Below are 13194 nucleotides of genomic sequence, written 5' to 3'. Positions count from 1 at the left end.
GTACTATCTCACAAGAGAGAAATCGTTGCAGGAGGCGGCCGTGAAATGGCGCGCGGGCACCTCGGTGCCCGCCCTGCCCCACAAAGCCGAACGGGACGCCGGGCGCCCCGCTCCCGGCCTTAGTCGATACCCTGGCTCGTCAGGTAATCTTCGTAGTTGCCGCGGAAGTCGACGATTTCGTTTTCCTTGATTTCGAGGATGCGGTTGGCCAGCGAGGACACGAACTCGCGGTCGTGGGAGACGAAAATCAGGGTGCCGGTATATTTTTCGAGCGCAATGTTCAGCGACTCGATCGATTCCATGTCCATGTGGTTGGTCGGCTCGTCGAGCAGCATGACGTTGTGGCGGCCGAGCATCAGCTTGCCGTACATCATGCGGCCTTTTTCACCGCCGGACAGCACGCGTACCGATTTCTTCACGTCGTCGCCGCCGAACAGCAGGCGCCCGAGGATGGAACGCACAGCCTGGTCGTCGTCGCCTTCCTTGGTCCACTGGCCGATCCAGTCGGTCAGGACCGCATCGGTCGCGAATTCTTCGGTCGGATCTTGCGGCATGTAGCCGACGTTGGCATTCTCGGCCCACTTGACGCGCCCCGTGTCCGGCTGCAAACCGGTCAGCTCGGAACCGATCGAACGCAGCAAGGTGGTTTTGCCGGCACCGTTGGCGCCGATGATCGCGATGCGCTCGCCGGCTTCGACCATGATGCTGAAATTCTTGAACAGCTGACGGTCGTATTTCTTGGAAATGCCTTCAACTTCCACCGCCAGGCGGTGCAGTTTCTTCTCGGCTTCGAAGCGCACGAACGGGTAGGCGCGCGACGACGGCTTGATGTCGTCGACCTTGATCTTGTCGATCTGCTTGGCGCGCGATGTTGCCTGGCGCGCCTTGGATTTGTTGGCGGCGAAGCGGCGCACAAAGTCTTGCAGCTCGGCGACTTTTTCTTTGGCCTTGGCATTGTTGGCCAGTTGCTGGTTGCGCGCCTGGGTCGAGGCGAACATGTACTCGTCGTAATTGCCCGGGTACACCTTGAGCGTGCCGTAATCCATGTCGGCCACGTGCGTGCACACCTGGTTCAGGAAGTGGCGATCGTGGGAAATGATGACCATGGTCGAATTGCGGTCGTTGAGTACGTCTTCGAGCCAGCGAATCGTGTTGATGTCCAGATTGTTGGTCGGCTCGTCGAGCAGCAGGATGTCCGGGTTCGAGAACAGGGCCTGCGCCAGCAGCACGCGCAGCTTCCAGCCCGGCGCCACGGCGCTCATCGGGCCCTGGTGCTGGTCGATCGAGACGCCGGCGCCGAGCAGCAGTTCGCCGGCGCGCGCTTCGGCCGAGTAGCCGTCGTATTCGGCGACCTTGCTTTCGAGCTCGGCCGCGTGCATGTAGTCGTCGTCGGTCGCTTCCGGGTTGGCGTAGATGGCGTCGCGCTCGGAAATGGCGTTCCACAGCTCGGTGTGGCCCATCATGACCACGTCCAGCACGCGCATGTCTTCGAACGCAAACTGGTCCTGGCGCAGCTTGCCCAGGCGCTCGTTGGTGTCGAGCATGACAGTGCCGCCCGATGGCTCGAGGTCGCCACCGAGGATCTTCATGAAGGTCGACTTGCCGCAACCATTCGCGCCGATCAGGCCGTAACGGTTGCCGTCACCGAATTTGACGGAGATGTTCTCAAACAGCGGCTTGGCGCCGAACTGCATCGTGATGTTAGCTGTGGATAGCATGCTGGATTGGGTCTTTTGCGAATGGAAACAGGCGCTGAGCGCTAATCGGCCATTATACAATAGGCGATGCCTGCTACTGTGCCTGCCGCGAAAAGACGTGGCCTGTCCGCCGCGTTTGGAATGAATAACTGCGTAGCTTGCGCTCCGCGTCAGGGCGTGGCGGAATCATCGGGAGAGGCTTGCGCCGGTGGAGGCAGGCTAGCGTAGTAATCGTTCATGATCGCCTCGCTTTCGTCGCTCCTTCTTTGATGGTGGTCCGCTACCCGGTGGTCCTCCTCGTGTTGCTGCATCCAATTGGCGTCGGAATCAGCTGGGCCCGGATAGAATAAGTGCGCTATCCAGTACTTGCCTGAATCCCGCCGGTTCAGCCCGAACTGCAAGGGCCGGACGCCACCGTAGTACGGCACGTCAGATTCCGATACATGTTCGCTTCCTGGAAAAGTCGTTATCCATTCGTAGTTTGTTGAGGTCAAGCACGGAATATTTCCACTTGGACTTATGTGCTACGCCGGAGTCACTTGCCCGATCATTTGCATTAGTTCGGTGTGCAGCTCGCTGTCATCGATGTTGATGATGGTGTTTAACGCCCCTCGCGCAGTCGCTTTCTTGAATGCGTTATAGCTCGTAAATTCAGTCGCTGGAGCCACGTGGTTCATTCCGAAGCCAATGTTCACAGGGGAATCCTCGTTAATATGAGCGGCGGGGTTGTCCAGCAGTTGCACTGTGGTTTGGCTGCCGGGCTGCCGGGGAGCAGCGAGAGATGGCCTTTGAGCATTGCTCTGTAGCTTATCAGGCAACCCCGTCGTATTCCAGGAGCGCGCAAGAGCCTGTTGCAGCTGCGCCGGATTGCTCTCGCTCGCTTTCGCTTGAACAATTTTTTTACTTCCCGCCCGCTGCAATGCGCCATGTTGCATCGCATCAGCGCGCGCCTCTTGCCGAACGACGCGAGGGCTGCCATGAATCATCGCTTGCAACGTGCGCTGCGCGAACGCAGCCGGGCGGGAGTCCACGAAACCCGTCATCCCTTGCGCGGCAACTGCATTGCGTACTTGCCCGACCTGCGCCGGCACGGTTGTTTTCATCGTCGGCCTTTATACTAAAGATGGCAAGTCCAGCATATCACGCCCACGGTTTTTCAACCCCGCAAATCGCCCTATGTGCACGGCAACCGATTGATGCAAGGCTGGCGAAATGAACGGAAATTCACGTTGTCGATGACTGCACGCGCTTGATGCCGAAATCGCTCGCCTTGATCTTCGCCATGCGCCCATCAGGGTGATGCCAGACAATACCTTCGATGACATGCACGGTCAGATACTCGCGCAAGGCGTTGAAGGTGCGCGGGCATTCCGGCAATGGATCCTTGCCATGCGGGACCAGAATATGTTCGGTCAGGCGCTCGGGATTGGCGCCGTGGCGCGTGCCGATTTTCGGCCCGCACACTTCATACGTGCCGTCGGGAACCGGACCGCCGCCGAATAGCGTACGCACGCCCCACTCCACCCCTTCGATAATGCGCGCCGAGTCCGGTCCCACCGCCGGAACCCAGCCCGGCCAGTGGCCGGTCGCCTCATCCGCCGCCGGCTGCGCGGGCATGAAATCGGCGGGTGGCGTGCGGCCCGCTTTCGCGTCGTAGCGCTTGAAGATCGCGCCGTTGGCGACCATGACGGCCATGCCGTCCCACTTGCGCGTTGCCATGCCTTCGCCAGCGGCGACCCACTCGGCCCCGGGCACGACCTCGTCGCGCACCTGGCGGTCGCCATCGTAATTGCGTTGAAATAGCGAGACGATTTTCTTCATATGACCCTTCACGTGCCGCGATAAACGGGTCGCGGCCGCCCGGATGCAATGATTTTTCACGTTGGAAAGACGCCAGTTCATGCATATATGAACCCGTCAAACAGACAGAAAACGGTCTATTTCTCTCATATTATGTTGCATTAATAACAGAATTGACAATTCCACCATCAACCCGGCTATAATTCTCGATAGCAATAGCCAATTACTCGTCCGGCTATCGCACAAACCTATCAGGATAAATTATGCGAATACTGTTCAGCGGCGCCCTCGTGGCCTTGGCCGCCAGCTTCTCCATGCCCGCTTCGGCGGCCCCGGACGGTGCCGGCGCGTATGCAAGCTCCCATATCGGCCAGGCTTCCTCGTCGAACAACCAGTTCGAGCGCGACGAGTTGTCGTTCGGACTGCGCGCCGGCTATCAGTTCAATACCTATCTGGGTATGGAAGTATTCAATACCACGCTCAGCTTCATCCACAACCCGTTTAGCGCCTACCGGACGAACGAGTATTACCCGGAGGACCATTATGGCGTCGCCGTCACGGGCGCCATTCCCCTGGGCGGACGTTTCAGCCTGACCGGCCGCGCGGGCATTGGCCGCACTAAAATGCGGGCCTTTTCCGCGCGCGACAGCGATTATAACGAAACCGATCCGAGTATCGGCGCTGGCGTGAGTTTCAGGTTCAATCCAAACTTGTCGATCAACGCGGAAGCGATGCGCCTGACTAAAACCAAGGTCACGGTGATCTCGACGGGATTCCGCTACCAGTTCTGAAACACCGACCACGCCAGGCGTCATGCCTGGCTTTTTTATCCGGGGTACACCATGCACAACAAGGAAGCGCAAGAGCACATCATCGGGCTGGAAGAACAGCTGCGCCTCGCCATGCTCACGGGCGACGTGGAGGCGCTCGACCGCCTCATTTCACCCGCCCTGCTGTTTACCACCCACATGGGCCAGGTGATCGGCAAGGAGCAGGATCTCGACATGCACCGTTCCGGCCTGCTCAAGTTCACGGCGATCGCGGTGGCCGAGCGACAGGTCGTGGCGGACGGGCGCCTTGGCGTCATCTCGGCGCGGATGAGCCTCGCGGGCAGCTTTGGCGAGTCGCCGTTCAATCTCGACCTGCGCTGCACCCGCACCTGGCGCGCGCCCGACGATGGCGGCCAGTGGCAAATCCTCGCCGGCCATATGAGCCTTGCCTGACCGGGGCCCTATTGGCGGGCACCCGCCGTAAAGCGGCGCCACAGGGCCTCGACAGGCCCCTGGGCATGGTGCCGCATCCACCAGCGGCTGAGCAGCACCTGCACGATCATGATCAACGCGCACACGCCGACCAGCGCGCCGCGCGAGAGCACCGCGCCGAGGCCAAGCCCTGCCCCTTGCAGCAGAAAGCCGCACAAGACCGACTGCATCAGGTAGTTGGTCAGCGCCATGCGCCCGACCGCGGCGAAGCACTGCGCCAGGGGCGCCACCACCCGCTCAGAGGCGCACATGAGCGCGGCAACGTAGCCGGCCGCCAGCAACGGCCCGGCCACTTCGACCAGCATCAAGACCAGCGCCGCCAACGGCGCACCGGCCATGGGATTGATCGCATCGCGCAGCGCGGCCCAGCCCCATAACAGGTTGACCGGCACGCCGATCCACAGTGCGGCCAGCAGTACCTTGCGCCACAGCGCGCGGTGGCGCTGCGGACGCGTGAGCCAGCCGAGGCGCACGCTGATGACGCCCATGAGGAACAGCAGCGCCACCTTGGGCAGGAAAAACAGCGCACTAACCAGATTGTTCCAGAAATCGAGCAACCGTTCCTGCGCAATCGCCATCAGCGTTCCCTGGGTGTACACGGCATGCGCGCGCGCACTCTCGCCAACGGCCCAGGCGATGACGTCCGGCGTCATCGCCATCAGCTCATAGGTTAAATAAGCCGTGAACATCATCGCTGCCACATTGAGCGCGACCACCCAGCGCAGCGCACGGACGATATCGGCCAGCCGGCGTCCCGCCTGCGTCACGAGCCAGAAGCTGCAAACCGCATACACGGTCAAAATATCGCCGAACCACAGCAGCGTGCCATGCAGCAGGCCGCATCCCAGCAGCCAGGTTGCGCGGCGCAGGTAAGTCATTTTGATTATATCGAGCTGCGGACCAAGGGCCCGGCGCCCGCCCGTCTGGAGCGCGAAGCCGGCGCCGAACAGGAAGGCGAAAATGGGATAGAACTTCTGTTCCGCCAAGGCGGCAATCAGGAACACGACCAGCTTGTCGGCCAGCGCCGCGTGCTCGCCCAGAACGCCGTAACGCGACAGGCTGCTGCCGAACGTGAAGCCCCAGACGTTGACCACCAAAATACCGAAGACGGCAATCCCGCGCAGCGTATCGATGCGCACCGAGCGCACAGCCTTCATTGCCGCATCCAGTCCCGCAGCTCGTAATACCAGTACGTCAGCTGCGCGGCAGCCAGCCCCGCCGGCCCGCCCGCGAACGGCAAGCCCCAGTCGGCAAAGCGCGCCAGCGCGGTCTCATCGCCGGCAATCGCGGCGGCGATGACTTCGCCGGCCAGCGTGGTTGGCGCCACGCCGTGGCCGCCGAATCCCATGCCGTACCACAGCCCGTCCGGCAGGCGCCCAATCTGCGGCATCTTGTGGCGCGCGTAACTCATCATGCCGCTCCACGCATGCTCGACGCGCACGCCCGCCAGTTGCGGGTAGACCTTGAGCATATCCTGATGCAGCAGGCGCGCGACATCGGCGCCGCTGCGCTCGCGCACCGCAATGCGTCCGCCCCACAACAGGCGCGTGTCGGGCAGCGGGCGATAATAATCGAACGCGAACCGCGTGTCGTAGACCGCCGCGCCGGTGCGCATTGCCGCGTGCAGGCGCTCGCCCAGCGGCTCCGTCACCATGACATAGGTGGCAATCGGCAGTATCGCGCGCGACAGCGTCGGAAGCAGCTTGTCGATGTAGCCGCCGCAGCACACCACCACCTCGCGCGCCCTGACGGTACCGGCGGCCGTTGTGACGCGCCAGCCTTCGCCGTCGGCGACAATCGCCCCTACCCTGCTCTCTTCATGCACGCGCACGCCGTTCTGCGCCAGCACGCGGGCCAGGCCCTGCGCATATTTCAGCGGATGAAAATGAAACGCCGCCGGCTCGAACAGGCCGCCGAAGTAGCGCGCCGAATCGAGCTTGCCGGCCAGCTGCGCGCGCGAGAGGCGCTGCCACTCGACGCCCATGCTCTCGCTCATGAAGCGCTGCTGCTCGTCGAGCAGGCGCGCGTCATCGAACCAGTTGGCGAGGTACACGCCGTCTTCCCTGGCGTCGCAATCGATGCCGTATTGGGCGATGCGCTGGCGGATGCGCTCCACCGCGGCCAGGGTCATGTGATACAGCGCGCGCGCTTCCTCCACGCCGGCGCTGGCGGCGAGGCTGCGTTCGCCCTGCGAAAAGCCGCCGAACACAAAACCGCCATTGCGCCCCGACGCCCCATGGCCGACGCGCTGCGCGTCGAGCAGCACGATGCCGCGCACGCCGCGTTCCATCAGGCCGATGGCGGTCGCCAGCCCCGCGAAGCCGGCGCCGACGATGCACACGGCCGCGTCATGCTGGCCGGCCAGCGGCGCATAGTGCTCGCCCGGCGAGGTAGCCCGGTAGTAGTCGCCTGCCCCGAGGGCGTCAGTCATGGGCGACGGTCGGGTAGCCGCTCATGGTCAGCGTGAAGCCCGCCTCGTCGGAGCACAGGTGCGCACGAGCGCCGAACGGAATCGTGGCGCGGTGCGCCGTGTGCCCGAACGGCAGCCCGGTGAGCACGGGAATCGGCAGCGTGGCGCGCAGGTAGGCCAGCATGGCGCAAAAATCGTAGCCGTTATCGGCGGGCGAAAGGCGGTAGCCGGAAAAATCACCCAGCACCAGCGCCTTCTGGCGCCCCAGCACGCCGGCCTGCAGCAGTTGCAGCAGCATGCGCTCGACGCGGTAGGGATGCTCGTTGATGTCTTCGACGAACAGAATGCCATCGTCGATGCGCGCAAACCAGTCGGTGCCCAGCAGCGAGATGAGCATGGCCAGGTTACCACCCCAAATCGTGCCTTCCACCTGCGCTTCCGGGTTGCCGGTGGCGCAGGCGCGGATCACGTGGCGCGGCCCGCGCAGGCAGCGCCAGAAGTCCTCCTGCGTGAAGGCCACCGGCTCGGCGGCGCCGAAGTCGCTGTAGAACATCGGCCCGGCGTAGCTCTGCGCACCGGTCCTGGCCATGAGGCCCATGTGAAAGGCGGTGAAGTCGCTGTAGCCGACAAAGATCTTGCCGCTGTCGGCCATGCGCGCGAAATCGATCTCGGGCAGCAGGCGCGTGAGGCCGTACTGGCCGCGCAGCGCCATGACCACCTGCACTTGCGGGTCGCTCGCCGCGGCATTCAATTGCGCCAGGCGCGCCGCGTCGGTGCCGCCGAAGCGCTGGAACACCTTGTCGGCCTCGAAGTAGTTGTGGACCGTGTGGCCTTGCGCGACGAGGGCGGCGATGCCGCGTTCAATGGCCGCGTTGTCGCTGCCGTAGCCGCTCGGCGCGACGATGGCGATGCCGATGGGTTGTGAGTTCACTGTTTTTCAAAAAGCCGCGCTGTGGAGTCGGGACTCATCTTACCGTGCGCGTGCGCATCGATCAAGGCGATCAGCCGTTCGATCAACTGCGGCGGCAGGTCGTGGCCCATGCCCTCGATGACGTCGAGGCGCGCGCCGGGAATCAGGCGCGCCGTGTCCTGGCCGCCGGCCAGCGGCACCAGCGGATCGGCCGCGCCGTGAATGACCAGCGTACGGACGCGGATCGACTTGAGCAGTTCGCTGCGGTCGCCCGTGGCCGCGATGGCCACCAGCTGGCGCGCCACGCCGCCCGGACAGACATTGCGCTTGATGGAGCGCGCGATCCGCTCGCGCAGCAGCCGCTCGGGGGTGGGATGGCCGGGCTGCCGATCACGCGCATGGTATGGACCATGTGCGTGACCAGGCTATCGAGATCGCGCGCATTGCGCGCCGGGCGCATCAGCACCGCGCGCGCTTCCCTGGTCGGCCCGGGCAAGCCGCGGCGGCCGCTGTCGGACATGATGGAGGTCAGGCTGATAACGCGCTCGGGATGGCGCGCCGCCAGGATCTGCGCGATCATGCCGCCCATCGAAGCGCCCACCACGTGCGCGCGCGCCACGCCAAGGGCGCTGAGTACGCCGAGCGCGTCGTCCGCCATGTCGGCCAGGGTGTAGGCGCTGCGCAGCGGCCAGCGCACCAGTTTCTTGAGCCAGGCCAATGGCAGGCTGGGCGTGCCGGCGTGGTCGAATTTGGTGGACAGGCCGCTGTCGCGGTTATCGAAGCGGATCACGTAGAACCCGAGCTCGACCAGGCCGTCGACGAAGTCGTCGGGCCAGGCGGTCAGCTGCATGCCAAGGCCCATGATCAGCAGCAGCGGCGTGTCCTTGGGGTCGCCTGCTGTTTCGTAAGCGATCCGGATTCCGTTGGCGGTAAGAATAGGCATGCTCAGTGTGCCAGCTGGTGATAGATAAGGTCGCGTGGCACGCGCAATGCGTGCCGCCCCGCCAGCGGCGAAACGATGCCGCGGCATTTGATTTAAGCGCGAACCAGCATACCATTTTTGCGGGGCAGCTGGCATACGGTGCGTCAGCACTGCCCCTGCTCGCGGCAAAGCGCCGTCGTCAGCGTGCGGCGAAACTATGGCGTTGCATCGTCCTGTGCGCTTGCGGCCGCCTGGGCCGCCTGGCGCGCGGCCAGCGCGGCCTGGCGCCGTTCGGCGAAAAATGCACGCAGCATGGTGCTCGCTTCCAGTGCCATCACGCCGCCGACCAGTTCGGTATGGTGGTTCAGCTGTTCCTGCTCGAACAGATTGAGCACCGAACCGCAGGCGCCGGTCTTGGGGTCGGGCGCGCCGAACACCACCCGGGCCAGGCGGGCGTGCATCATCGCGCCCGAACACATCACGCACGGTTCGAGCGTGACGTACAGCTCGCATCCGGGCAAGCGGTAGTTGCCCAGCTTCTCCGCGGCGGCGCGCAGCGCGACGATTTCCGCGTGCGCGGTCGGGTCGTGGCGTCCGATCGGCTGGTTAAAGCCGGTGGCAATCACTTCGCCATCTTTCACCACCACCGCGCCGACCGGCACTTCGCCCAGGCTCCATGCATGTTGCGCCTGTTCCAGCGCGAGTTGCATGAAGGCTGGATCAGGCATCGGTAATCTCTGCCCAGCAGTTCGGGGTTTCGTGCAGCACCAGCTTGTGCAGGTGCAAACCCGTGCCGAAGCGGTCGGTGTAGGCAGCCTTGAGGATGTCAAACGCAATCTGGGCCAGGTTTTCGACAGTCGGAATGCGGTCGATCACCACGGTCTTGTGGCCAGGCAGCGATGCGAGGAATTCGCGCACCTTGTCGTCTTTTTCGTAGACCAGGAAGGCATGGTCCCACACGTCGACCAGATGTTCCTTGGCCAGCGCCTTGATGTCGGAAAAATCCATGATCATGCCGTTGTCGGAGTTGCCTTCGGCATGGATGACCGCGCCCGTGAGCGTGATTTCGAGCGTGTAGCGGTGCCCGTGCAGGTTGCGGCACTGGCTTTTGTGGTCGGGAATGCGGTGCCCTGCATCGAATTCGAGCTTGCGTGTGATGGTGAGCATGAAGTGCTTTAAGGTATCTGTAAAAGTTTATGGGTTTGCAAGCTCAGCTTCCACTTGGGATGGCGCTTGCAGGTCTCGATAGCGAGACGAGTGTTGTGTTCGCCGAGCGGGCCGTCCATCGGCTGCACGAAAAAGTTCTCGAAATCGAGCCCTTCGTAGGCGCCCAGGTCCTGATTGAGCTGGGGAATGACGACCTTGAGCTCGTTACCCTTCTCGACCACCAGTTTCGAGCCCATCTTGGGGCTGACGCAGATCCAGTCGACCCCGGGCGGCACCGGCAGGGTGCCGTTGGTTTCGATGGCGATCTCGAAGCCGGCCGCGTGCATCGCATCGATCAGGGGCGCGTCGAGCTGCAGCAGCGGTTCGCCGCCGGTGAAGACCACATATTTACTATGCGGATAGGAGGCGGGCCACAGGCTGTCGATCAGCGCGGCCAGGGCGGTGCCGGTGGCGAATTTGCCGCCGCGTTCGCCGTCGGTACCGACGAAATCGGTATCGCAGAAGGTGCATACCGCGCTGGCGCGGTCGCTTTCACGCCCGGTCCACAGGTTACAGCCGGAAAAACGGCAAAACACGGCCGGACGGCCCGCGTGCGCGCCCTCTCCCTGCAGGGTGTAGAAAATCTCTTTAATGCTGTAAGTCACTTGATTGTCCTAATCGTCCAACCCTCCATTATAGCAAGGTCGCGTGGACCAACCATAAACCACAAAAATGATTCCTTTACGACAGACAAATTCTCAAATGAAACAGAGTTGATTAGAGACAATATCCATGGAGATCACGCGGAGTAACTTGATCGGAGTCAGCTTGGTTTTGTCAGATAAGTCTTCAGATTCCTCGGAAGGTTCTCATGCATATTACTCCCACCGCCATACTCGCCCTGCTCTGGATGCTGCTCATCGGCTGGGGCTTTTACGCCTTGCTGCAACGCCACCTGCGCCTGGACGACCAGCTTTCCGACAAGGAAGCGCAACTGTCCATCGAACGCCATGCGCGCGACGTGGCAGAACTGGCACTGGCCAACACCCATCTGTCGCTGTGCCAGATGACCAAGCAGCAGGAGACCATCCGCGAAAGCGAGCGCCAACGGATCTCGCGCGACATCCACGACGACCTCGGCCAGAATCTGCTGGCGCTCAAAATCGACCTGCAACTGCTGCACGTGAGCACCACCGGCGCCCATCCGCTGATTACCCAGAAGGTCGACTGCATGATCGGCAACCTCGACAACACCATCAAGTCGCTGCGCGCCATCATTTACGACCTGCGTCCGGTGGTGCTGGAAGCGGGTTTCCAGAGCGCGATGGAGTGGCAACTGAGCGAATTCACCCGCATGCACGGCATCCGCCACGCCTTCACGGCTGATCCGACGGCGCTGGACGCTCCCCCCGATGCCGAGCGCGACGCCATGCTGTACCGCATCGTGCAGGAAGCGCTGTCGAACGTGGCGCGCCATGCCCATGCCACCGAAGTGAACGTCAAGCTGCACCGCTTCGGCGACATGCTGACCCTGCGGGTGGAAGACAACGGCGTCGGCATGGTGGCGGCTGGCAACGGGCGCGGCTGCGGGCTGCCCGGCATGCGCGAACGGGTGCGCGCCATCGGTGGCTGCTTCGCCATCGACAGCCTGCCCGGCAACGGCACCATGCTGTCGGTATCGATCCCCTTGACGGTTGCAATTGCCGCACACTAAAGCACGATCGCACGCACCCTTGTGCTTTATCAATAGAATAGCTGGCCGCCAGAGGCAAAATTAAGTCTTGTTGGCAGTCAATATTTTGCCTTCAGGATACATCTAAAGGGGCGGCACATGATGAGCAAGATGAAACTCCAGAGCGCAACGCCGCAGGGCGTCCCGGACCAGGAACGCGCCTTTGCCTACAAGCTCATGGAAATGCTGGCCGTGCCCGCCTTCGTGCTGGACACCAACCGCCGGGTGATCATCTGGAACCGCGCCTGCGAGCGCCTGACCGGGGTGGCGGCCGAGGAAGTGCTGGGCACCCAGAATCACTGGCAGAGTTTTTACCGGGAAGCGCGCCCGACCCTGGCGGACCTGGTGGTGCAGAACCGCAGTGACGAACTCGATTCGCTGTATCCGCAGGCCGCCAAAAGCATCCACGTGGCCGGCCAGCTGGGGGCCGAAAGCTGGTGCGACATGCCGCGCGGCGGCGAGCGGCGCTATCTGGCGACCGATGCGATCCCCATCCTGGACGACAACGGCAAGCTCGAAGCGGTGGTGCAGACCCTGCGCGACATCACCGACGAAAAGGCGGCCCAGGTCGCACTGGAACAACTGGCCACGCTAGACGGCCTGACCGGGCTGGCCAACCGCCGCTGTTTCGACAACACCCTGGCCGCCGAGTGGGCGCGCGCGCTGCGCCAGCAGCAGCCGCTGTCGCTGCTGATGGTCGATGTCGACAATTTCAAGGCCTATAACGACGCCAACGGCCACCTGGGCGGCGACGAATGCCTCAAGCGCATCGCCAGCGCCGTGGCCAGCGAAATGCGCGCCAATGACCTGGTGGCGCGCTACGGCGGCGAAGAGTTTGCCGTGATCCTGCCGAACCAGTCGCTCAAGGGTGCGGCCATCGTGGCCGAGCGCATTCGGCGCCGGGTCGAGCAGCTCAAGGTGCCCAATGGGCGCGGCGCCAACGAACACGTCACGGTGAGCATTGGCGCGGCCACCGCCATCGCCTCGTGCGACACCACCGCCTGCCAGCTGGTGGCCACGGCCGACGCCGCCCTGTACCGCGCCAAGCACATGGGCCGCAACCGGATCAGCCTGCCGGCGACCGAGCCGGACGCCGGCAGGCTGATCCGGCCCGACAACCACGCGGCCATGAACGCGTCCTGACGGCGGGCAACGCGACGTCGCCCAAACGCCCTGCTCCCCCGGCCATCATCGAGGCCACGCTGGACCCACGGCAGGCAGTGCGCGTCCGCAGCGTCGATGTTCACGCTGGCAATTCAACCTTTTGCAGACTGATGACAATCCCAGTGCCGGGCGTCGTGCCCACCAATACACC

15 protein-coding genes are annotated in these 13194 nt (G+C 63.3%); 4 read left to right on the top strand and 11 right to left on the bottom strand.

The features are described from left to right. Positions 1–119 precede the first annotated feature (119 nt). The 3 genes from CR152_RS23290 to CR152_RS23275 all read right to left on the bottom strand — a co-directional run bounded on the left by CR152_RS23290 (position 120) and on the right by CR152_RS23275 (position 3518). Positions 120–1718 (bottom strand): ABC-F family ATPase, encoded by a 1599-nt coding sequence (locus tag CR152_RS23290; protein ID WP_054264505.1) that lies wholly within the window; start codon positions 1716–1718, stop codon positions 120–122. Positions 1719–2221: 503 nt separating this feature from the next. After that, a complete protein-coding gene (locus CR152_RS23280; RefSeq protein WP_157778682.1) occupies positions 2222–2800 on the bottom strand; it encodes a hypothetical protein in 579 nt (192 codons plus the stop codon). Between the two features lie 121 nt (positions 2801–2921). Beyond that, a complete protein-coding gene (locus CR152_RS23275) occupies positions 2922–3518 on the bottom strand; it encodes a hypothetical protein (protein WP_099878947.1) in 597 nt (198 codons plus the stop codon). Positions 3519–3760: 242 nt separating this feature from the next. On the opposite strand from CR152_RS23275, the gene CR152_RS23270 reads away from it, so the two are divergent. Together CR152_RS23270 and CR152_RS23265 are read left to right on the top strand one after the other, a co-directional pair. After that, positions 3761–4288: a porin family protein gene (locus CR152_RS23270; protein ID WP_099878945.1), complete on the top strand. Its 528-nt coding sequence runs from the start codon at positions 3761–3763 to the stop codon at positions 4286–4288. A gap of 51 nt (positions 4289–4339) precedes the next feature. Continuing rightward, complete coding sequence (locus tag CR152_RS23265) at positions 4340–4720, top strand: nuclear transport factor 2 family protein (protein WP_099878943.1); 381 nt, start codon at positions 4340–4342, stop codon at positions 4718–4720. Positions 4721–4728: 8 nt separating this feature from the next. Here the strand turns inward: CR152_RS23265 and CR152_RS23260 are convergent, their stop codons facing one another. The 8 genes from CR152_RS23260 to queE all read right to left on the bottom strand — a co-directional run bounded on the left by CR152_RS23260 (position 4729) and on the right by queE (position 10812). Next, positions 4729–5916: a DUF418 domain-containing protein gene (locus CR152_RS23260; RefSeq protein ID WP_099878941.1), complete on the bottom strand. Its 1188-nt coding sequence runs from the start codon at positions 5914–5916 to the stop codon at positions 4729–4731. Next, positions 5913–7190 (bottom strand): NAD(P)/FAD-dependent oxidoreductase, encoded by a 1278-nt coding sequence (locus CR152_RS23255; protein ID WP_099878939.1) that lies wholly within the window; start codon positions 7188–7190, stop codon positions 5913–5915. The genes CR152_RS23260 and CR152_RS23255 overlap by 4 nt, the downstream gene beginning before the upstream one ends. Then, positions 7183–8100 (bottom strand): muramoyltetrapeptide carboxypeptidase, encoded by a 918-nt coding sequence (ldcA, locus tag CR152_RS23250; protein ID WP_099878937.1) that lies wholly within the window; start codon positions 8098–8100, stop codon positions 7183–7185. Before ldcA ends, CR152_RS23255 begins: the two co-directional genes overlap by 8 nt. Continuing rightward, positions 8097–8279 (bottom strand): hypothetical protein, encoded by a 183-nt coding sequence (locus tag CR152_RS34875; protein WP_307718591.1) that lies wholly within the window; start codon positions 8277–8279, stop codon positions 8097–8099. The genes ldcA and CR152_RS34875 overlap by 4 nt, the downstream gene beginning before the upstream one ends. Further along, a complete protein-coding gene (locus tag CR152_RS23245) occupies positions 8243–9022 on the bottom strand; it encodes an alpha/beta fold hydrolase (protein WP_307718590.1) in 780 nt (259 codons plus the stop codon). The genes CR152_RS34875 and CR152_RS23245 overlap by 37 nt, the downstream gene beginning before the upstream one ends. 194 nt (positions 9023–9216) lie before the next feature. Continuing rightward, positions 9217–9729 carry a tRNA adenosine(34) deaminase TadA gene (tadA, locus tag CR152_RS23240; RefSeq protein ID WP_099878935.1) on the bottom strand — a complete coding sequence of 171 codons (513 nt, stop codon included), beginning with the start codon at positions 9727–9729 and terminating at the stop codon, positions 9217–9219. Beyond that, positions 9722–10168 carry a 6-carboxytetrahydropterin synthase QueD gene (gene queD, locus CR152_RS23235; RefSeq protein ID WP_099878933.1) on the bottom strand — a complete coding sequence of 149 codons (447 nt, stop codon included), beginning with the start codon at positions 10166–10168 and terminating at the stop codon, positions 9722–9724. The genes tadA and queD overlap by 8 nt, the downstream gene beginning before the upstream one ends. An 8-nt stretch (positions 10169–10176) precedes the next feature. Continuing rightward, positions 10177–10812, bottom strand: a complete 636-nt coding sequence (queE, locus tag CR152_RS23230; RefSeq protein ID WP_099878931.1) for a 7-carboxy-7-deazaguanine synthase — start codon at positions 10810–10812, stop codon at positions 10177–10179. Between the two features lie 206 nt (positions 10813–11018). On the opposite strand from queE, the gene CR152_RS23225 reads away from it, so the two are divergent. Together CR152_RS23225 and CR152_RS23220 are read left to right on the top strand one after the other, a co-directional pair. Beyond that, positions 11019–11861, top strand: coding sequence for a sensor histidine kinase (locus CR152_RS23225; protein ID WP_099878929.1), 843 nt, complete (start codon positions 11019–11021; stop codon positions 11859–11861). A gap of 120 nt (positions 11862–11981) precedes the next feature. Then, positions 11982–13022, top strand: coding sequence for a sensor domain-containing diguanylate cyclase (locus CR152_RS23220; protein WP_229413835.1), 1041 nt, complete (start codon positions 11982–11984; stop codon positions 13020–13022). Positions 13023–13194 lie beyond the last annotated feature (172 nt).

Origin of the sequence: Massilia violaceinigra (genome assembly GCF_002752675.1) — a bacterium.
Classification (GTDB): Bacteria; Pseudomonadota; Gammaproteobacteria; order Burkholderiales; family Burkholderiaceae_D; genus Telluria_A; species Telluria_A violaceinigra.
The sequence above is the reverse complement of the archived record's forward strand: the minus strand, read 5'-3'. Positions and strand labels throughout refer to the sequence as shown.